Annotated in this window: 23 protein-coding genes; 11 read left to right on the top strand and 12 right to left on the bottom strand. The window is 75.7% G+C overall.

The annotated features are described in order from the left end of the window. The first annotated feature begins 175 nt into the window (after window positions 1–175). From KKR89_RS01260 to KKR89_RS01245, 4 genes are all read left to right on the top strand, one after another. Window positions 176–979: an SDR family oxidoreductase gene (locus KKR89_RS01260; RefSeq protein WP_208196900.1), complete on the top strand. Its 804-nt coding sequence runs from the start codon at window positions 176–178 to the stop codon at window positions 977–979. A gap of 110 nt (window positions 980–1,089) precedes the next feature. Continuing rightward, window positions 1,090–2,847, top strand: coding sequence for a putative bifunctional diguanylate cyclase/phosphodiesterase (locus KKR89_RS01255; protein WP_208196899.1), 1,758 nt, complete (start codon window positions 1,090–1,092; stop codon window positions 2,845–2,847). Continuing rightward, entirely contained in the window at window positions 2,844–3,029 is a 186-nt protein-coding gene (locus KKR89_RS01250; RefSeq protein ID WP_208196898.1) for a type II toxin-antitoxin system VapC family toxin, read from the top strand. The genes KKR89_RS01255 and KKR89_RS01250 overlap by 4 nt, the downstream gene beginning before the upstream one ends. Window positions 3,030–3,092: 63 nt before the next feature. Then, window positions 3,093–3,554: a GNAT family N-acetyltransferase gene (locus KKR89_RS01245; protein ID WP_208196897.1), complete on the top strand. Its 462-nt coding sequence runs from the start codon at window positions 3,093–3,095 to the stop codon at window positions 3,552–3,554. 58 nt (window positions 3,555–3,612) lie between these two features. Here the strand turns inward: KKR89_RS01245 and KKR89_RS01240 are convergent, their stop codons facing one another. Further along, window positions 3,613–4,242 carry a maleylpyruvate isomerase N-terminal domain-containing protein gene (locus tag KKR89_RS01240; protein WP_208196896.1) on the bottom strand — a complete coding sequence of 210 codons (630 nt, stop codon included), beginning with the start codon at window positions 4,240–4,242 and terminating at the stop codon, window positions 3,613–3,615. A gap of 77 nt (window positions 4,243–4,319) precedes the next feature. On the opposite strand from KKR89_RS01240, the gene KKR89_RS01235 reads away from it, so the two are divergent. From KKR89_RS01235 to KKR89_RS01225, 3 genes are read left to right on the top strand one after another with little or no spacing between them, the layout of a single operon-like run. Then, complete coding sequence (locus tag KKR89_RS01235; RefSeq protein ID WP_251140960.1) at window positions 4,320–5,573, top strand: MFS transporter; 1,254 nt, start codon at window positions 4,320–4,322, stop codon at window positions 5,571–5,573. Then, complete coding sequence (locus tag KKR89_RS01230; RefSeq protein ID WP_208196895.1) at window positions 5,570–6,115, top strand: DinB family protein; 546 nt, start codon at window positions 5,570–5,572, stop codon at window positions 6,113–6,115. The genes KKR89_RS01235 and KKR89_RS01230 overlap by 4 nt, the downstream gene beginning before the upstream one ends. Window positions 6,116–6,152: 37 nt before the next feature. Continuing rightward, window positions 6,153–6,752: a YdeI/OmpD-associated family protein gene (locus tag KKR89_RS01225; RefSeq protein ID WP_208196894.1), complete on the top strand. Its 600-nt coding sequence runs from the start codon at window positions 6,153–6,155 to the stop codon at window positions 6,750–6,752. Window positions 6,753–6,908: 156 nt separating this feature from the next. Here KKR89_RS01225 and KKR89_RS01220 read toward each other — a convergent pair whose 3' ends face one another. From KKR89_RS01220 to KKR89_RS01200, 5 genes are all read right to left on the bottom strand, one after another. Further along, entirely contained in the window at window positions 6,909–7,637 is a 729-nt protein-coding gene (locus tag KKR89_RS01220) for a DUF3800 domain-containing protein (protein WP_208196893.1), read from the bottom strand. A gap of 133 nt (window positions 7,638–7,770) precedes the next feature. Next, window positions 7,771–9,666, bottom strand: a complete 1,896-nt coding sequence (locus tag KKR89_RS01215) for a DUF6895 family protein (RefSeq protein ID WP_208196892.1) — start codon at window positions 9,664–9,666, stop codon at window positions 7,771–7,773. Between the two features lie 118 nt (window positions 9,667–9,784). Beyond that, window positions 9,785–9,991, bottom strand: a complete 207-nt coding sequence (locus KKR89_RS01210; protein WP_208196891.1) for a hypothetical protein — start codon at window positions 9,989–9,991, stop codon at window positions 9,785–9,787. Window positions 9,992–10,107: 116 nt separating this feature from the next. Further along, window positions 10,108–10,608, bottom strand: coding sequence for an NUDIX hydrolase (locus tag KKR89_RS01205; protein ID WP_208196890.1), 501 nt, complete (start codon window positions 10,606–10,608; stop codon window positions 10,108–10,110). 2 nt (window positions 10,609–10,610) lie between these two features. Then, window positions 10,611–11,171: a DJ-1/PfpI/YhbO family deglycase/protease gene (locus tag KKR89_RS01200; RefSeq protein ID WP_208196889.1), complete on the bottom strand. Its 561-nt coding sequence runs from the start codon at window positions 11,169–11,171 to the stop codon at window positions 10,611–10,613. Window positions 11,172–11,433: 262 nt separating this feature from the next. On the opposite strand from KKR89_RS01200, the gene KKR89_RS01195 reads away from it, so the two are divergent. The 4 genes from KKR89_RS01195 to KKR89_RS01180 all read left to right on the top strand — a co-directional run bounded on the left by KKR89_RS01195 (window position 11,434) and on the right by KKR89_RS01180 (window position 15,133). Next, a complete protein-coding gene (locus KKR89_RS01195) occupies window positions 11,434–13,017 on the top strand; it encodes an MDR family MFS transporter (protein ID WP_208196888.1) in 1,584 nt (527 codons plus the stop codon). An 81-nt stretch (window positions 13,018–13,098) separates the two neighbouring features. Next, window positions 13,099–13,509 carry a YciI family protein gene (locus tag KKR89_RS01190; protein ID WP_208196887.1) on the top strand — a complete coding sequence of 137 codons (411 nt, stop codon included), beginning with the start codon at window positions 13,099–13,101 and terminating at the stop codon, window positions 13,507–13,509. Continuing rightward, window positions 13,506–13,850, top strand: coding sequence for a YciI family protein (locus tag KKR89_RS01185; protein WP_208196886.1), 345 nt, complete (start codon window positions 13,506–13,508; stop codon window positions 13,848–13,850). The genes KKR89_RS01190 and KKR89_RS01185 overlap by 4 nt, the downstream gene beginning before the upstream one ends. Beyond that, window positions 13,847–15,133, top strand: a complete 1,287-nt coding sequence (locus KKR89_RS01180; protein ID WP_208196885.1) for an RNA polymerase sigma factor — start codon at window positions 13,847–13,849, stop codon at window positions 15,131–15,133. Before KKR89_RS01185 ends, KKR89_RS01180 begins: the two co-directional genes overlap by 4 nt. Window positions 15,134–15,177: 44 nt before the next feature. Here KKR89_RS01180 and amaP read toward each other — a convergent pair whose 3' ends face one another. From amaP to KKR89_RS01150, 6 genes are all read right to left on the bottom strand, one after another. Next, window positions 15,178–15,759, bottom strand: a complete 582-nt coding sequence (gene amaP / locus KKR89_RS01175) for an alkaline shock response membrane anchor protein AmaP (protein WP_208196884.1) — start codon at window positions 15,757–15,759, stop codon at window positions 15,178–15,180. Continuing rightward, window positions 15,756–16,412, bottom strand: coding sequence for an Asp23/Gls24 family envelope stress response protein (locus KKR89_RS01170; protein WP_208196883.1), 657 nt, complete (start codon window positions 16,410–16,412; stop codon window positions 15,756–15,758). The genes amaP and KKR89_RS01170 overlap by 4 nt, the downstream gene beginning before the upstream one ends. Continuing rightward, a complete protein-coding gene (locus tag KKR89_RS01165; RefSeq protein ID WP_208196882.1) occupies window positions 16,409–16,771 on the bottom strand; it encodes an Asp23/Gls24 family envelope stress response protein in 363 nt (120 codons plus the stop codon). The genes KKR89_RS01170 and KKR89_RS01165 overlap by 4 nt, the downstream gene beginning before the upstream one ends. Further along, entirely contained in the window at window positions 16,764–16,943 is a 180-nt protein-coding gene (locus KKR89_RS01160; protein WP_191784463.1) for a DUF2273 domain-containing protein, read from the bottom strand. The genes KKR89_RS01165 and KKR89_RS01160 overlap by 8 nt, the downstream gene beginning before the upstream one ends. Before the next feature lie 83 nt (window positions 16,944–17,026). Continuing rightward, window positions 17,027–17,473, bottom strand: a complete 447-nt coding sequence (locus tag KKR89_RS01155) for an Asp23/Gls24 family envelope stress response protein (RefSeq protein WP_208196881.1) — start codon at window positions 17,471–17,473, stop codon at window positions 17,027–17,029. Then, window positions 17,470–17,976 carry an Asp23/Gls24 family envelope stress response protein gene (locus KKR89_RS01150; protein ID WP_208196880.1) on the bottom strand — a complete coding sequence of 169 codons (507 nt, stop codon included), beginning with the start codon at window positions 17,974–17,976 and terminating at the stop codon, window positions 17,470–17,472. Before KKR89_RS01150 ends, KKR89_RS01155 begins: the two co-directional genes overlap by 4 nt. Between the last annotated feature and the right edge of the window lie 51 nt (window positions 17,977–18,027).

Raw genomic sequence — 18,027 nt, 5'->3', positions numbered from 1 at the left:
AGGAACCGTCGCAGGTCACGGCCGGCACGGCTCGCCCCCCGACGTCCGCGCCGGACCACACCCTACGGGCCGGCTGAGGGGCCCGGTGCCCGTTTCGCCGCCCTTGCGCCGGCGGCGGGCAGCGGCAGCGATTCGGGATGCGCCGGGGCGGCCCGCCCGTCTAGCGTCGCCCCTCATGAGCGAGGACCTGCGCGGACGTACCGCTGTCGTGACCGGCGTCAGCCGACGGCGCGGCATCGGCTTCGCGGTCGCGTCCCGGCTGGCCCGTGCGGGGGCGAGCGTGTTCGTCCAGCACTGGGCCCCGCACGACGCCGAGCAGCCGTGGGGCGCCGACGACGTGCCGGCGGTGCTCGCGGCGCTGCAGGCCGAGCTCGTCCCGGGGGCCCGTCTCGCGGCGACGAGCCTCGACCTCGCGGCGCCCACGGGCGGCGAGGAGCTCGTGGCACGTGCCGTCGACGCGCTCGGCCACCTCGACGTGCTCGTCGCGAACCACGCGCGCAGCGGTGGTGACGGACCCCTCGCCGAGCAGACCGTGCAGACCCTCGACGCGCACTGGGCCGTCAACACGCGCTCGACGATCCTGGCGACCAAGGCGTTCGCCGCGCAGCACGACGGGCGTCCCGGCGGGCGCGTCGTGTGGATGACGTCGGGGCAGGGTCACGGCGCGATGCCGCACGAGATCGCGTACGCCGCGTCGAAGGCGGCGCTCGCGGGAGTCACCGCCTCGGTCGCGCACGACCTCGCCGAGCGCGGCATCCTGCTCAACACCGTGAACCCCGGCCCCGTCAACACCGGGTACCTCGACGTCGACGCCGAGGCCCGCTCCCCCGAGGACCTCGCCGCGATCGTCGCGCACTTCCCCGGCGGCCGGTTCGGGGAGCCGGACGACCCCGCGCGGCTCATCGAGTGGCTCGTCTCCGACGCCGGCCGCTGGGTCGTCGGGCAGGTCCTGTCGACCGAGGGCGGCTTCCGCCGCTGACGCCCCCGACCACCGCGCCGGGTGTGGCGAGCGGGTGATCCTCCGGCGTGCCGGGCACGCCGAGCGTCGCAGACCTGGACGAACAGGCCGCCGGGGCCGAGTGTGGGCAGGTGGTTACGTCGACGCGCACCGGTACGTCCGACGTCCTGGTGCGCACCACTGCCTTCCTCTTCACCGTCGGCGGGGTCACCGCGGCCCTGCTCTCGCTCGACGTGCTGCGGGTCGAGGGCCCGCGGGGCGTGCCGCTGCTGGTGCTCGCGCTGGCCGCGGTCGCCACCGGCCCGGTGCTCCTCGTGGTCGGGCCGCGGATCCCGACGCGCGGGATCGCGTTCACGGTGCTCGCCGGCGCGGCCGCGCTCGGCGTCGGGACGACGATGTCCCCCACGCTCACGCTCGCGATGGCGTCCGCGGCGATGGCCATGCTCGTCGCGATCGAGTCGATGCTCTTCCTGCGGCGGCGCGACGCGTGGGTGCTGGTCGCGGTGGCCGGTGCGTGCCAGGTGGGTCCGCTGCTGGTCGTGCACCACGTGCCCCTGCTGGTGTGCGCCGCGTACGTGGTGCTGTGGGCGGGCGTCGCGTGGGCGGTCGGCGTGCTGGCCCGGCACGCGTCGACGGCCGGCGTCGACGCGCTCACAGGGCTGGCGGACCGGCGCGCGTGGGACAGCGCCCTGGAGCACGCCATCGAACGACGCGAACGGCGCGGCCTGCCGCTGTCGCTCGCGCTCGTCGACATCGACCACTTCAAGCTCGTCAACGACGAGCGCGGGCACGCCGCGGGCGACGACCTGCTGCGGGCCACGGCCGACGCGTGGCGTGAGCTCGACGTGCCGGGCATGGTGCTGGGCCGCCGCGGCGGGGACGAGTTCGCGGTCCTGCTGCCCGGCACCACGGGCCTCCAGGCGCACACCGTCGCCGACATGCTGTGCGCGGCGGCGCCCGCCGCGGTCTCGTGCGGCGTGGCCGAGCACGTCGAGGGCGAGACGGTGGCCGAGGTGCTGCGACGCACCGACTCCGCGCTGTACGCCGCCAAGGCCGCCGGGCGCGGGCGCACCGTGCTCTCGGAGCGGCGACGCAGCCGGCTCGTCGACGACCTCGCGCGCAGCCTCGCGGCCGGTGAGCTGCACGTGGAGCTCCAGCCGATCATCGGCCTCCCCTCACGAGAGGTCGTCGCGGTCGAGGCGCTCGCGCGCTGGGACCACCCCCGGCTCGGCCCCGTGCCGCCGATGGAGTTCGTGCCCGCCGCGGAGGACGGCGGCGTCATCGACCAGCTCGGTGCCGAGGTGCTGCGGCTCGCGTGCGCCGACGCCCACGTGCTGCAGCGCGCGTGGGGGCGCCCCGTGCACATGGGCGTCAACGTCTCGGGGCGTGAGCTGGTCGGGCTGGGCTACGCCGACCGCGTGCTCCAGGCGCTGGAGGCCGCGCGCTGGCCGGCGTCGCAGTTCGTCCTCGAGGTGACCGAGAGCGTCGTCGAGGCGTCCGGGCCCGCCGCGCTGCGGGCGCTGACGGCGCTGCGGGCCGGGGGCGTGCGCATCGCGATCGACGACTTCGGCACCGGCTACTCCTCGCTGAGCCGGCTCGACGAGCTGCCCGCGGACTTCCTCAAGCTCGACCGGCAGTTCCTCACGTCGCTGACGACGTCCACGCGGCGCACGGGCATGGTCCGCGCGCTCCTCGGCCTGTGCGCCGAGCTCGACATGCTCGTCGTCGCCGAGGGCGTCGAGACGCCCGAGCAGGCGCGGCTCCTCGAGGAGCTCGGCTGCCCCGCCGCGCAGGGGTACCACTACGGCCGTCCGATGCCGGTCGCGGCGCTCGCGGCGACGTCGTGGCGGCTGGACGACGTGGTGCCGCCGGTCGCGTCGGGGGGATGACTGCGGGAGAGCTCGCGGAGCACGCCCGGCTTCTCGCGCACGTGCGCCGGGCGGGTGCCGCCCGCGGTTCGCACGACGTGATCATCGCGGCGCACGCCGTCGAGCACGGGCGCGCCGTCGTGTCGCTGGACGCGCGGGCGCGCTTCGACGAGCTGCCGGGCGTGCTCACCGCGACGCCGTGACGCCCCCGGCCGGTGGAACGCTCACCCTCCCCCGCGGACCCGCCGCTCGGTAGTGTCGCGCCGGTGACGACGGACGACACGACCCGCCAGGGCGCGCACGGCCTCGACGCCGCCCGCTACCGGTTCACGGCCGACCGTGCCGACGTCGACCGCGCGACCGTGCACCGCTGGCTGTCCGAGCGCTCCTACTGGGCGCGCGGGCGCGCCGCGGACGTCCAGGACGCCGCGATCGACGCGTCGCTCTGCTTCGGCGTGCTCGAACGCGCGTCCGGCCGCCAGGTGGCCTTCGCCCGCGTGGTCACCGACGGTGCGACCTTCGCGTGGCTGTGCGACGTGTTCGTCGACGACGCCGAGCGCGGGCACGGCGTCGGGACGGCGCTCGTCGGGGGCGTCGTCGCGCACCTCGACGCCGCGGGGCTGCCGCGCGTCGTGCTGGCCACCGCCGACGCGCACGGGCTCTACGAGCGGTTCGGGTTCACCGCCACCGAGCCCGGCAGGTACATGGCGCGGTTGCGGGACCGGTAGCGGTCGAGGACCGGCGGGCGCCCCGAAGGACAACGCGCACCGGACGAGCGGCGTCGCGTCAGAACGCGTGGATCGGCTGCGCGCGCTCACGGCGCGTGAGGGCCGCGACGACCCGCGCCTGCCCGTGCCGCGCGACCGCGAGGCGCGCGAGCAGGTCGCGCACGGGGTCGAAGACCTCGGTGGGGAGCGTGGGGGTGTCGATGCCGACGCTGACGGCCAGGTCGTCGGTGTGCACGACGACCTCCAGGAGGCGCGTCAGGAGGAAGTCCTCGCGCCGCATCGCCCACCCGGCCCACGGCACCGGCACGACGTCGCGTGCGGCGCCGCTGGTCAGGGCGTCCCGGAACGTCTCGCGGTGCTCGACGACGCGGTCGTGCAGCGCGTCGGGCCCGTCCAGCGCGGCCGTCTCGTCGCGGCTGTGGTCGTTGATCGCGTCCTCGGGGGCCGCCGTCGGCCAGGCCGACCGCGCGTAGTGCTCGTCGGCGTCGGCCAGGACGGGCAGGTCCGCGGGGTCGAGGGCGACGACCTGCGCCGCGCGCACGACCTGGTTGCCCAGGTGGACGGCCAGCGCCCCGACGCTCAGCTGCGGCAGCGCGCTCGGCTCCGACCAGCGCGCGGCGACCTCCGGCCGGGCGACGAGGGCGAGGACCGCGTCGGCGGCCTGCAGGAACGCGTCGTCCCGGGTCATGCCGGAAGTCTGGCAGCGGGCACCGACGGGCCGAAAGGGTTCGCCGGGGTCCGTGGTGTGCTGGCTACCCTGACCGGGTGCTGACGCGCGTGGTCGAGACCGCCCTGCCCGAGCGCCTCGGTCGTCCGTTCCGGTGGCTGCTCGCGGCGTCGTGGTCGTCGAACCTCGGCGACGGGCTCGTGCTCGCGGCCGGCCCGCTGCTCGTCGCGTCGCGCACCGACCAGGCGTTCCTCGTCGCCCTGGCGGCGCTGCTGGGGTGGCTGCCGCCGCTGCTGTTCGGGCTGTTCGCGGGTGCCGTCACCGACCGTGTGGACCGGCGCCGGCTCGTCATGGCGATGGACGGTGCGCGGGTCGTGCTGCTGGCCGTCCTCGCGACGTGCGTCGCCGTCGAGGCCGCACCGATCTGGCTCGTCCTGGCCTCGCTGTTCCTGCTGGGCACGGCCGAGACGTTCGCGGACAACGTGGGCAGCACCCTGACGCCGATGATCGTGCAGCGCGACGACCTGGCCGTGGCCAACCAGCGGACCATGGCGGGGGTCATCGGGCTCAACCAGCTCGCGGGCCCGCCGCTGGGTGCGGCGCTGTTCGCCGCCGGGCAGTGGTCGCCGTTCGCGGGCGCCGCCGTGCTCATGGCGGCGGGCGTCGTGCTCGTCTCGCGCGTCGTGCTGCCGCCGCACGGTCGCGAGGCGCACGAGCAGCGGACCGTCCGCGGCGACATCGTCGAGGGCGTGCGCTGGACCTGGCGCCACCCGGCCGTGCGCACGCTCGTCCTGACGATCCTCATCTTCAACGTGACGTTCGGCGCCGCGTGGTCCGTGCTCGTGCTCTACGCGCAGCAGCGCCTGGGCCTGGGTGACGTCGGCTTCGGCCTGGTGACGACGATGCAGGCGGTCGGCGGGATCGTCGGCGTCGCGGCCTTCGGCTGGTTGACGGCACGGGTCACGCTCACCGCGATCATGCGCGTCGGGCTGGTCGTCGAGACGCTCATGCACCTCGCGCTCGCGCTGACGACGAGCCCCTGGGTCGCCATGCCCGTGTTCTTCGTCTTCGGCGCCCACGCGTTCGTCTGGGGGACGACGTCCATCACCATCCGGCAGCGCGCCGTGCCGAGCGCGCTGCAGGGGCGCGTCAACAGCGTGAACCTCATCGGCACGTTCGGCGGGCTGGTGGTCGGCGCCGCGATCGGCGGGTGGCTCGCACAGCACTGGGGCGTGACGGCGCCGTTCTGGTTCGGCTTCGTCGGGTCGGCGGTGTTCGTCGTGCTGATCTGGCGGCAGCTGCGGCACGTAGCGCACACGGATGCGCAACCGACCGCGGACCGGGCAGCATGACGGCCATGGAACCCCTCACGCCCGAGCGCGTCGACCCGCAGCACCACGCCGACGAGGTGGGCACGCTGCTCGGCTTCCTCGACTTCCACCGCCGCACGCTGCTCCTCAAGACCGACGGGCTCGACGGCGAGGCCCTGCGCCGCCGCCTGCCGCCGTCGACGATGACGCTCGGCGGGCTGATCAAGCACCTGGCGATGGTGGAGGACAACTGGTTCTCCCAGGTGTGGCTCGACGAGCACGTCGAGCCCTGGGCGTCGGCCGACTGGGACGCGGACCGCGACTGGGAGTGGACGAGCGCCGCCGACGACACCCCCGAGGAGCTGCGCGCGCAGTGGGACGCCTCGGTCGCGCGCTCGCAGCGGGCGCTGACGGCCGCGCTCGCCGCGGGCGGTCTGGACCAGGAGTCGCGCCGCCGGCACCGCGGGACCGGCGAGCCCGTGTCGCTGCGGTGGGTCCTCGTCCACATGATCGAGGAGTACGCGCGCCACAACGGCCACGCCGACCTGCTGCGCGAGGCGGTCGACGGCGCCACCGGGGAGTGAGCGCCCGGCTGTCGGTGGTGCACGGCAGGATGGCGACGTGGCCGACGACCTGCCGGAGCTGCTGCTCCCCGACGCGTCCGCGTGGCGCGCCTGGCTGACCGAGCACCACGCCCGGCCGACGGGCGTGTGGCTCGTCCTGCACAAGAAGGGCGGGGACGTCACGACGCTGACGTACGTGCAGGCGGTCGAGGAGGCGCTGTGCTTCGGCTGGATCGACGGTCAGGGGCGTCGGCGCGACGAGCACAGCAGCTTCCAGCGCATGACGCCGCGACGGCCGCGCAGCGCGTGGTCCGCCGTCAACGTGGAGCGTGCCGAGCGCCTGGAGCGGGAGGGCCGCATGCACGACGCGGGCCGCGCGCAGGTCGCGGCGGCCCAGGCCGACGGCCGGTGGGAGGCCGCGTACCGCGGCCCCGCGACCATCGAGGTGCCCGACGACCTGACGGCCGCGCTCGACGCCGTGCCCGCGGCGCGCGCGTGGTTCGACGCGCTGACGTCCGCCAACCGGTTCGCCGTGCTGGTCCGCATCGATCAGGCCAAGCGTCCCGAGACCCGCGAGCGTCGTATCGCCGGGTTCGTCGCGGACCTCGCCGAGGGCCGCACGCCGTACCCGCAGAAGCGGCGGCCGGACGGCGGGTGACGGGCGTCCGGACGACACAGACCACGGGTACGCCTCCTCGTCAGCGGCTCCCCACCAGAGGTCCCGACATGTGTAGCATTGGTGATGCAGGACGCCTTCGGGCCTCCCGCATCGCCTTGGGCCCCGTACCTTCACCGGTGCGGGGCTCTCGTGCTTCTACGGCTCCCAGCAGAGCTCGTGGACGACCACCGGCGCGATGTGCGACCAGATCATGTCGTTGGCAGCCTGCGCGCGAGCATCTGGCTCGGTGTGAGTGCATCGACGCCGGTGCATGAACGTCACAAGGTCGGCCGCCTGGAGTAGCCGGGAGTGGTGTGACGGGGCGAAGTGGATCGTGTCGATCAACTGCCGTAGCCGCGTGCTGCGGTACCCGGGGGTCCCGCCGACGCGGAAGGTCCGGAAGTTCGTGCGATGACGCTCGTGCGTGTGCACCTCGTCAGCGAGGACGAGGGCGTGCGCCCCGACAGACCGGGCGTAGTCGTTGACGCGCTCCAGCAGGTGCCCGAGGACGACCTCATGGGGAGCGTGGGGGTCGACGTACCGCTCGCGCTGCCTGCGGACGTTCATCCCCCGCAGCACCACCTCGGCGCCGGAGTCACCGATGACCTCCATCGCCCTCTCGTACACGTTGATGCGGACACGTGTCGGGACCTCCCGCCACGCCTCCTTGCCCTGGAAGAGCGGATTGCCGTGCATCTCCGTCGACGCCGCGAGGCCGAACCTCCCACAGTAGTCACGCACGATCGCATCGAAGCCGATCTCGATGCGCTCGGCCGCGGCGCCGTCGACCACCACGGCGCCCAGGTAGAACCGATCAGCGGTGTAGGACTCGTCGACGTACGCCAGAAGGAGCGGCGAGGGGTGGTGGCTGTCCGACTCCGCCAACAAGTCTCCCCCTCGTCCGGTCGATCCGGCAGCGCCGTGTCGATCTACGCCGCAACGCCGGATCGACGCTACTGGTACGCGACTCTCGGAGCGCAAGCGCGGACCTGCAGCCAGTGACGTATCCGCCGCGTCCTCACGCCAGCGCCGCGCCCTCCAGCAGCGCCGGCAGCGCGAGCAGCGTCCACTGCGCGACGAGCGCGTCGCGCTCCGCCGGGTCGTCGCCCAGCGGTGCGCCGACGCCGCCCGTGAGCTGCTGCTGCCCGACCAGCCACTCGACCGCGTCGCGCACGACGCGGCGCGGGACCGCGGGCAGCCGCACCAGACCCCGCACGACCACCGCGAGTGCGCCCACGTCGTAGGCCGCCACGGCGTCCGCCGCCGCGCGGACCAGCACGGCCGCCGCCCGGGCGGCGGTGCCGGGTGCCACGTGCGGGGACCGGCCGCGGCGCACGAGGTCCGCGGCGAGCGTCAGCGCCTGCTCGCGGCGGACGGCGAGGTCGTCGCTCGCCGGCTCGGCGGCCGGTGCGTCGGGGGCGTCGCCGTCGACCCCGGCGAGCGACTCGACGTAACCCGTCCACCACCGTCCCCCGCGCGCGGCCGCGACGCGTTCACGCGCGCCGTCGACGGTGGTGTCGGTGACGGGCACGTCGGCGAGCACGTCCTCGACGGTCGTGAGCAGCGCCCGCAGCGGTGCGGGCAGGGGCGCGACGACGCAGGTGGCGGACCGCGCCGCACCGTCGCCCAGGCGTGCGGCCAGCTCGGCGACGTGCAGCCCGACGTCGCCAGGGACGGCTGCGAGGCGAGCCGCCACGTCGCCCGCGAGCGCCGTCGCGAGGCGGCTCCGGGCCGCCACGGCGTCGCCGAGGGCCGCGCGCGCCTCGACCGTCCACGCCGCGGCCCGCAGGTCGGTCGCGGGGACGTGCGCGTCGAGCCAGCCGGCGGCGTCGCGCACGGCACCGTGCACGTCGACGGCCGGCACGTCGACCGGCCGCACGGCGACCGCCCGCACGTCGACCGCCGCAGGCGCGCCGGGCGCACCGTCGTGCGCGTGCCGGACCCAGACCGGGCGCGCACCGTCCAGCACGCCCCTCGCGCGTCCGCGGTGCGCCACCGGTGCGTGGCGGTGCAGCAGGTCCTCCAGGGCCGCGACGATCGTCGTGTGGTACGCCGTGGCCCACCGCGACCACGCCGGGTCGGCCTGCGTCAGACGGTCCGGCACGACGCCCCGCGGGCCCTCGACGCGGCCGTCGGGCTCCTGCCACGCGCGCAGCCACGCGCGGGCGTCGTCGTCGGCCGGCGAGGGGCCCGCACCGAGGCAGGTCAGGCACATGAGCAGCTCGCCGACCAGGTCCGCGTCCTGCCGCGCCCGGGCCAGCGCGAGGCAGGCGCGCAGCAGCTCGGCGGCGCGCGCGGCGTCGCTGCCGGCGGGCCACGGGACGTCGCGGCAGCCGAAGTCGCTCGCGTAGAACACGGCGTGCGTGATCGCGTACGTGTCGGCCGTGCTCAGCTCGAGCACGTTGGGGTCGCCGGTGAGCACGGTCAGCGGCAGCGCGGTGCCGAGGCCCGCGACGTCGGACGGCAGATCGGCGAGCTCGAGCGTGTGCAGCAGGTCGAGGTGCCGGTAGGGCACGCGCTCGAAGACGGTCGCGTACCGGCCGCGCACCGCGCGTTCGAGCACGTGCCGGAACGCCAGGTCCTCGCGCCCGCACAGCCGCAGCGCGGCGTACGTGCCGGCGTACAGCAGCAGCGCGCGACGGTCGCGTGCCGCGAGCTCGCGGTACGACGGGCGCGCGGCGACCTCGGCGACGACGTCCAGCAGCCGCGCGTGGTCCGCGTCGAGCGGCGTCGGGTCGAGGCGCGCGCGCAGGCCCACGAGCAGCGCGACCTCGACGAGCGCCTTGCGCGCGAACAGCTCGGTCGACGGGTCCGCGAGGGCCGGGTCGAGGTGGTCGGTATGCCGGGCCAGCCAGGCGACGGCGCGCGCCCCGGTGCCGGCGGTCGTGCGTGGGACGTCCTGCACCTGCGTCATGGGGTCCTCCGGGTGGGGGCCGACGGGCCGTCGGCGGCGCGGTGCTGCCCCGGGGTGGTCGTCGGCCCGGGGCAGCGTGGGTGGACGGACCCTGGTGACAGGCCCGACCGGTCGGGCGTCAGCCCCGCGCGACGGGGTTCGTCACGATGTCCTGCGCGCTGTCCGCGACCACCAGGACGTACTTCTCCCACACCAGCACGTAGCCGGCGACCTCCTCGAGCTTGCTGACCGAGTCCGTCAGCCGGGAGACCGGGATCTCCAGGTTCACGATCTCGCTGCTGCGCAGGAGCTCGAGCGCCCTGCGTGCCTGGTCTGCGTTGGCCACTGCCATCACCTCCCCCTGTACGTGCGCGGCGTCGTCGCCGCGACATCGACAGAAGGGGCGGACGCGGGCGGGCGGTGATACCCGGCCCCGGGCGACCGCGCGGGTGATCCGGGCCGTCAGGCCGTCGCGGCGACGAGCGCGTCGAGCGCGGGCTGCTGACCCGCGACGAGCAGCGGCCGGGCCTGCTCGACGCCGAACCACGCGGCGCGGTCCACCTCGGGGACGTCGATGCGGCGCCCCGAGCGCGGCGGCCACTCGACCTGGGCGGTGCTGATGCCCGCGCGCGTCGTGAGGTCCGGGCTCGCGGGGTCCTCCGGCGAGCCGACGAGGGCGGCCGGCACCTCGACGGCCAGCACGTGGACGACCTTGCCGGACCCGTACCGGAAGGTCCCGAGGTCCACGGCGGGCAGGTCGGGTGCCGGCACGCCCAGCTCCTCGGCGAACTCGCGGCGCGCGGCCGTCCCGACGTCCTCGCCCGGCTCGACGAGCCCCTTGGGGATCGACCACGCACGCTCGTCCTTGCGCGCCCAGAACGGGCCGCCCATGTGCGCGATCAGGACGTGCGCGGCAGCGCCGCGCCCGTGGTGCAGCAGGAGCGCGGCGCTGGTCGGCGGCACGGTCAGGCCGTCAGCGCGGCGTCGATCTCCTGCAGGAACGCCTTGAGGTCGTCGGGGGTGCGCGACGTGACCAGGCGGAACCCCTGGGCGTCGTCCGCGACGACCTCCTCGTCGACCCACGTCCCGCCGGCGTTGCGCACGTCGGTCGTCAGGGACGGGTAGGACGTGAGGCGCTTGCCGGTGACCAGGCCGGCCTCGACCAGGAGCCACGGGCCGTGGCAGATCGCCGCGACGGGCCGGCCCGACGACGCGAACGCCTTCACCAGGCGCAGCGCGTCGTCCTGCAGGCGCAGCGTGTCCGCGTTGAGGGTCCCGCCGGGGACCAGGAGCAGGTCGTACGCGTCGGCGTCAGCCGCGGCGAGCGTCGTCGTCGGCTGGACCGTGCTCCCGGGGTCCTTGTCGCCGACGAGCGTCTCGACCGGGGCGTCGTCGACCGCGGCGACGTCCACGGTCGCGCCCGCGGCGCGCAGGTGGTCCACGGGGACGACGAGCTCGTCCTGCTCGACGCCGTAGTTGGTGACGACGGCCAGCACGCGTCGGCCGCTGAGGTCCGTACCGGACATGGTGCCTCCTCGTTCACAGGGGGTACGCCCGGGTCGCCGGGCGACCGCCACCGTAGGCACGGGTCCCCCCGACCCGCACCCGGAGGCTGCGCCCCGGTCCCGTGCAGCGCCGCGGTCCGAGCGCGCCACGGTGTGTTGCGGGGCCGCAGGGCCGGGCGGACACTCGACAGAGGTGAGCCGCGGGGGGAACGTGCTCGGCCGGGGCGGTCGCCTGCTCGACCCCTGCGCCTCGCGTACCCGGCTCGCGGGACAGGACCCGTCGATGAGCAGCACCACGCGACCCACCGCGGCGGACGAGCCGGAGCTCGTGCTCTCCCCCGGCACGGTCTACGTGATCTTCAGCGCGCTGCTGGCGGCGATGTTCCTGTCGGCCCTCGACCAGTCGGTGGTGAGCACCGCGCTGCCGACGATCGTCGGGGACCTGCGGGCGGCGCAGCACGAGGGCTGGATCATCACCGCCTACCTGCTGGCGATCGCGATCGTCATGCCGATCTACGGCAAGATCGGCGACCTCCGCGGACGCCGGCGGCCGTTCCTCCTCGCGGTGGCGGTCTTCGTCGTCGGCTCGACCGGGTCGGCGCTCTCGCAGAGCTTCACCGACCTCGTCGTGTGGCGGTCCGTGCAGGGCCTGGGCGCCGGCGGGCTGGTCATCCTCAGCCAGGCGATCATCGCGGACATCGTCTCGGCCCGGGACCGCGGCAAGTACATGGGGCCGATGGGCGCGGTCTTCGGCATCGCGACGGTCGCCGGGCCGCTGCTCGGCGGCTGGTTCACCGACGGGCCCGGGTGGCGGTGGTGCTTCTGGCTGAACGTGCCCATCGGGCTGGTGGCGCTCGCGGTCGCGTGGTTCCGGCTGCGGCTGCCGTCGCGCACGCCGAGCACGCGCTTCGACCTGGGCGGGGCCGCCCTCATGGCCACCACGACCGCCGGCATCGTCCTGCTCACCAGCTGGAGCTCCATCGCGCCGGCGGGCCGGTACGACTGGGGCGACCCGCTGCTGCGGGGCCTGGCGGCGACGACGGTCGTGGCCCTGGCCGCGTTCCTGCTCGTCGAGACGAAGGTGGCCGACCCGCTGATCCCGCTGCGGCTGTTCCGCAGCCGGACGTTCTCCGTGTCCGTCACCATCGCCCTGCTGCTCGGCATGACGATGTTCGCGGCACTGTCGTTCCTGCCGACGTTCCTGCAGATGGCGCGCGGGTACGACGCCACGGACGCGGGGCTGCTGATGCTGCCCATGACGGTCGGCCTGATGATCACCGCGATCGGGTCCGGCCTGCTCATCTCCGCCCGCGGGCACTACAAGGTCTTCCCGATCCTCGGCATGGGCATCGCGACCGTCGGGCTGGCGCTGCTCACGCGGCTGACACCCGACATCTCGATGGTGACCTTCGGCGCCATGATCTTCGTCCTCGGCCTGGGCCTGGGCCTGGTGATGCAGACCATCGTCATCGCGGTGCAGAACTCCGTGGCACCGGAGATGGTCGGCGTCGCGACGTCCACCAACAACTTCCTGCGGGAGATCGGCGCCGCCGTGGGGACGAGCGTGTTCTCCACCGTCTTCACCACGAACCTCACGACCCGGCTGGCCGACGCCGTGAAGGACGTGCCCGCGGGTGACGTCCCGCAGGGGTTCGGCGCCGACTCCCTGACGCCCGAGCTGGTCCAGCAGCTGCCGGAGTCGCTGCGCGAGATCGTCGTCGACGCCTACACCGACGCGCTGGCACCCGCGTTCTGGTACCTCGTGCCGCTGGGCATCATCGGCTTCGCGATCGCCTTCCTCATGAAGGAGGTCGCGCTGTCCGACAAGGCCGGGCTGGTCGCGCGGGGGGCCGCTGTCACGCGGTGAGCCGCGGCTGTCGAAATCGCGGGGTCTCGCGCGTCGTCAGGGTGCACGGGCACAGTGGGTGCCTCGACGAAGGAGGACGCCATGACCACGCCGACCACGACCCCGCCGGCGACCTGGATGCTGCTGCTCTGGGGCGACCCGGACGCGTGCGTCGACCTCGAGGCGGCGTACGACGCGCACGGGGCGTTCGCCGCCGCGTGCGCCGCGCAGGGGCACGAGATCGTCGGCGGCGAGGAGCTCGCGAGCCCGTCGCAGGCGCGCCTGCTCCACGTCCGTGCGGACAGCCCCGAGGTCACGGACGGGCCGTACGCGGAGACCACCGAGCAGCTCGGCGGGTTCTACCTGGTCCGCACGTCGGACCCCGACGGACTGCTGCGGCTGGCCGCGCCGCTCGTCATGGACGACGGCGGGACCCTCGAGCTGCGGCCGGTCGCGGTCCACGCGGACGCGCCCGCCGGTGACCCCGAGCGCGTCGCCGCGAGCGTCGCATGAGGTACGTCGTCCTGATCTACGACGACGAGCAGGTCTGGAACGGCCTGGACGAGGCGGGCCGGCGGCGCTACGACGTGGCGCACCAGGCGTTCTCGGACGCCGCGCAGGCCGCCGGCGTGCGGATCGAGGTGGGCGAGGCGCTGGCGGGCGTCGCGTCGGCGCGCACGGCACGGCGCGACGGCGACGGCGACGTGGCGGTGACCGACGGACCGTTCGCGGAGACCACCGAGCAGCTCGGCGGGTTCTACCTGGTCGACACGCCGGACGAGCGGACGCTGCTCGGCCTGCTGCACCTGCTGCCCGAGGCCACCCTCGAGATCCGTGAGTGCGTCGAGCCGTGACCCCCACCCCGCCGGCCGGGCACCTTCCCGGGCAGGACGACGTCGCGACCGCGCTGGGGGCCGCGTGGCGTGCCCACTGGTCGCACGTCGTCGCGCTCCTGGTCGCGCAGTTCGCCAGCCCGGACCTCGCGGAGGACGCCGCGGGCGACGCGTTCGAGGCGGCCGCGCGCACGTGGCCGCGCGACGGCGTCCCCGAGCGGCCGGGCGCGTGGCTGCTGACCGCCGCGCGCCGACGGGTCCTGGACCGGCTGCGGGCGCAGTCGGTGCACCGCCGCAAGGAGCCCCTGATGGTCGTCGACGACGAGATGCGCGCGCTGGCCGCCGCGACGCAGGACCCGGGCGCGCACGTCGCCGACGAGCAGCTGCGGCTGGTCCTGACGTGCTGCCACCCGGCCCTCGCGCCGGCGGACCGCGTGGCGATGACGCTGCGGTTCGTCGTCGGGCTCCAGACGGCGGACATCGCGCGGCTGCAGCTGGTGCAGCACACCGCGATGTCGGCGCGCCTGACGCGCGCGAAGAAGCGGCTCGCGGCCACGGGCGTGCCGTTCGTCGTGCCGCCGCCCGGGCAGGTCGACGAGCGGCTCGACGCGGTCACGACGGTGCTGTACCTGCTGTTCACCGCCGGGTACCAGCCCGCCGACGTGCCCGGCGGGCTGCGCGTCGACCTCGCCGACGAGGCCGTGCGCCTGACGCGTGAGCTCGACGTCCTCCTGGGCGGGTCGCCGCGCGTGCGCGCGCTGCTGGCGCTCATGCTGCTGCAGCACTCGCGGCGCGACGCGCGTCTCGACGCCGACGGCCGGCTCGTGCTGCTGCCCGACCAGGACCGCTCGCGCTGGCACTCCGAGGACGTCGCCGAGGGACTCGCGCTGCTCGGCGCGCTGCCGCCGCTGGACGGCCTCGCCGAGGACCACCGGCTGCAGGCGCTCGCGGCGGCCGAGCACGCGAGCGCGCCGACCGCCGCGAGCACCCGCTGGGACGTGATCGCGCGCGTCTACGCGCTGCTGGAGGCCCGCACGGGCTCACCGGTCGTGCGGCTCGCGCGGGCGGTCGCGGTCGCGGAGGCCCACGGCCCGGACGCCGGGCTCGCGGTGCTCGACGGCCTCGACGACGCGCTGGCCCGCCACCACCGGCTCCCGGCGGTGCGCGGCGAGCTGCTGCTGCGCGCGGGCCGCGGGCCCGAGGCCGTCGCGGAGCTGGAGCGCGCGCTGGCCCTGGTCCCGGACACCGCCGAGCGCCACCACCTCGAGACCCGCCTGGCGCAGGCGCGGGTGCTGCCGCACTGACCGCGGCGTCGGCGGCCGGCGCCGTGGGTCCGGACCGGCGCCCGTCAGCGCACGCGCGGCCCGCCCCGCGCGCGGCGCCGCACGGCCAGGCGGGTGCGCGCCGCCAGCCCCTGGATCCCGGCCACGTCGCGCGCGTCGGCCACCAGCTCGGCGACCTGGTCGGCGAGCGTCGGCAGGTCCGTCTCGGGGTCGACCTGCAGCGTCGAGACGAGCACGTGCCTGCCCCGTTCCCGGTCGACGACGGTGCGCGCCCCCACGACGCCCGGCAGCCGGCGCGCCTGCTCCGCGACGTGCCCGGCGAGCGCCCCGGGGTCGAGCGTGAGGCGTCCGGCCGGGTCGGACCCGCGGAGCGTGACCGTGCCGGCCCGCGGTGAGGTGAGGTGAGCCGCGAGCCACCACAGCGCGAGGAGCGCGAGCACGGCGCCGCACGCGGTGGCGACGGCACCGAACCAGCCGGTGCCCGTCACCTCCTCGGCGCGGCTCGGGTCGAGCGCCTCGGGCGTCGCGTCCCACAGGTCGCCCAGCGTCCCCGTCCACCACAGCACGGCCGCCACGCCGACCACGAGCAGCGCGAGCCCGACGACGAACGCGACGACGCGGTTCAGCCCCCGCAGCCCGCGGGTCATCGCGCACCCCCGGGTGCCGTGTCGTCCTCGCTGCGGCTGCGCCGCGTGCGCACGACGACGCGCGGTGCGTCCGCGAGCGCTGCGAGCCGCTCGGCGACGACCGCGCGGATGCGCTCGTCGATGCCCGGGCCGCCGTCGGTGGTCGCGTCGACCCGGACGGTGCGCCGGCCCCACCTGCTGCGCACGTCGAGCACGCCGTCGACCCGCGCGGCGGCACCGGAGGCGAGCCGGGCGACGTCGACCCCCAGCAGGTACTGGCCGCCGCCCGCGGCCAGCCGGATCCCGGGGCGCCGCCGACGCGCCAGGGCGATGACCAGGAGCCGCAGACCTGCGAGGGCGAGGACGGCCCCGACGAGGGCCACCTGCCACGTGGGCGTGATCGGCCCGATCGCGTCGGCGGCGGCCAGGATCCACGACGTCCCGCCGAGCACGCCCAGGGCGACCAGGCCGTCGTGCAGCAGCACGACGGCGACGCCCAGCACGATCAGGGCGAGCACGACCCCGATCCACCCCACGGGCCCGACGGGGCGGGGCTGCGCGAAGGGCACGGGCTCTCCCCCGGCGGCCGGCCCGCTCACGGCGGGGTCGACCCCGGACGTCGGCTCGTCGGCGTGCCGGGCGCGGGCACGGCGCGACTCGGTCGCGGCGCTCATCGCACACGCTCCCCTGCCGCCGGTGCGGGGTCGGTGACGGCGACGACGCGCACGTCGACCCGGTCGGTCCGGACCCCGGCGTACCGCGCCACCGCGTCCTCGACCGCGTCCCGCACGCGTCGCGCGGTGGCCGCGGCGGGCGCCGGCCAGGCGAGCGCGACGTCGACCTCGACCTGGGCGCGCGTGCCGTGCGTCCGTGCCGACGCGTGGGGCAGGTCGCGCCCCAGCAGGCCCGAGGTCGCGACGGCGACGCCGGGGACGTGCGAGGCGGCGGCCCGCGCCACCTTCTGCACGACCCGGTCGCTCACCGTCAGCGTGCCTCGGCTCTCCGACGTGGCGTCGGCCGGGGCCTCAGCCACGGCGGCCACCGCCCGTCAGGGCGGACAGGTCGAGCCGGCCCTCGACCGCGGCGCCGACGACCCACCCGACCGCGCCGAGCACGAGGGCGAGCAGGAAGCCGTTGAAGCCGCCGACGATCGCCGCGATGGCGAGCAGCAACCCGGTCAGCAGACCGGCCAGGGACAGGGACATGAGGTGCTCCTCGGTTCGGGGCGTGCGTGGGGCGGGCGCGGTGCGGGCGGTGCCGGTCGCCCGCAGGGCGATCGGCGCGGCGGCTAGGGGACGACGTCGTCGACGGTGACGGGGACGACGTCGTCGACGGTGACGTGGACGTCGCCGCCCACGGCGTCGCGCACGGCGCGGTGCACGGCTGCCGCGACCTCCCGGAGGTCGCCGCCGAGCAGGGCCACGACGTGCACGTCGGTCGACGTGCCGTCGTCCGTGCTGCGGGTGCGCACCCCAGCGACGCGCCGCCCGGGCAGGTGCGTGGCGATCTCCCCGAACGTTCCCGGGTAGAGGCCCGCGACGCCGGGGACCGCGAGTGCCGCCGCGGCGGCGAGCTCGGCGGGGTCCGGCGGCCGGGGTGCGGGCACGGTCGGGTCGGGTGCGACGGGCACGTCGGGCAGCACGGGTCGCGCGTCCGGCGCGGCGGTCGTCACGACGACCGTCTCCTGGTGGAGGACGACGAGGGGCTCGTCGTCCGCCGGACGGTCCCCGCTCATGCGACGCGCGGCTGCGGTGCCGGCTCGGGTGCCGGCTCGTCCTGGGGCAGGTGCACGTCGTTGACGGAGATGTTCACCTCGATGACGCGCAGCCCGGTCATGCGCTCGACGGACGTGATGATGTTGCGGCGCACGCCCTCGGCCAGGTCGACCACGGAGACGCCGTACTCGGCGACGAGGTCGACGTCGACGGCGGCCTCCTGCTCCCCGACCTCGACGCTGATGCCCTGCGAGTGGTTGGTGGTGCCGCCCGGGATCCGCTCCCGGATGGCGCTGAAGGCGCGTGCCGCGCCGCCACCGAGGGCGTAGACGCCGGCGACGTCGGCGGCCGCGATGCCGGCGATCTTCGCGACGACACCGTCGGCGATCGTCGTCGTCCCGTACTTCGTCTGCAGCGGGTGCGCGGTGGAGGTGCCGCCGGCGCTGCCACTGGTGCCGGCGTTGCCGACCCGGGACGGACGGTTCTCGGTGACGGGGGCCGGTGTGGTGCTCTGCTCGCTCATCGGTGCTCCAGGTGCTGTGGTTCCGGGTCGCGCGGTCGTGCCCGACGCCCC

The sequence above is a fragment of the Cellulomonas dongxiuzhuiae genome (assembly GCF_018623035.1).
Lineage (GTDB): Bacteria > Actinomycetota > Actinomycetes > Actinomycetales > Cellulomonadaceae > Cellulomonas > Cellulomonas dongxiuzhuiae.
The sequence above is the reverse complement of the archived record's forward strand: the minus strand, read 5'-3'. Positions and strand labels throughout refer to the sequence as shown.

Coding starts and splice junctions, on each gene's coding strand:
- KKR89_RS01260 (WP_208196900.1), top strand. CDS start 176: ATGAGCGAGGACCTGCGCGGACGTACCGCTGTCGTGACCGGCGTCAGC.
- KKR89_RS01250 (WP_208196898.1), top strand. CDS start 2,844: ATGACTGCGGGAGAGCTCGCGGAGCACGCCCGGCTTCTCGCGCACGTG.
- KKR89_RS01240 (WP_208196896.1), bottom strand. CDS start 4,242: ATGACCCGGGACGACGCGTTCCTGCAGGCCGCCGACGCGGTCCTCGCC.
- KKR89_RS01230 (WP_208196895.1), top strand. CDS start 5,570: ATGACGGCCATGGAACCCCTCACGCCCGAGCGCGTCGACCCGCAGCAC.
- KKR89_RS01215 (WP_208196892.1), bottom strand. CDS start 9,666: ATGACGCAGGTGCAGGACGTCCCACGCACGACCGCCGGCACCGGGGCG.
- KKR89_RS01200 (WP_208196889.1), bottom strand. CDS start 11,171: ATGTCCGGTACGGACCTCAGCGGCCGACGCGTGCTGGCCGTCGTCACC.
- KKR89_RS01195 (WP_208196888.1), top strand. CDS start 11,434: ATGAGCAGCACCACGCGACCCACCGCGGCGGACGAGCCGGAGCTCGTG.
- KKR89_RS01190 (WP_208196887.1), top strand. CDS start 13,099: ATGACCACGCCGACCACGACCCCGCCGGCGACCTGGATGCTGCTGCTC.
- KKR89_RS01185 (WP_208196886.1), top strand. CDS start 13,506: ATGAGGTACGTCGTCCTGATCTACGACGACGAGCAGGTCTGGAACGGC.
- amaP (WP_208196884.1), bottom strand. CDS start 15,759: ATGACCCGCGGGCTGCGGGGGCTGAACCGCGTCGTCGCGTTCGTCGTC.
- KKR89_RS01170 (WP_208196883.1), bottom strand. CDS start 16,412: ATGAGCGCCGCGACCGAGTCGCGCCGTGCCCGCGCCCGGCACGCCGAC.
- KKR89_RS01160 (WP_191784463.1), bottom strand. CDS start 16,943: ATGTCCCTGTCCCTGGCCGGTCTGCTGACCGGGTTGCTGCTCGCCATC.
- KKR89_RS01155 (WP_208196881.1), bottom strand. CDS start 17,473: ATGAGCGGGGACCGTCCGGCGGACGACGAGCCCCTCGTCGTCCTCCAC.
- KKR89_RS01150 (WP_208196880.1), bottom strand. CDS start 17,976: ATGAGCGAGCAGAGCACCACACCGGCCCCCGTCACCGAGAACCGTCCG.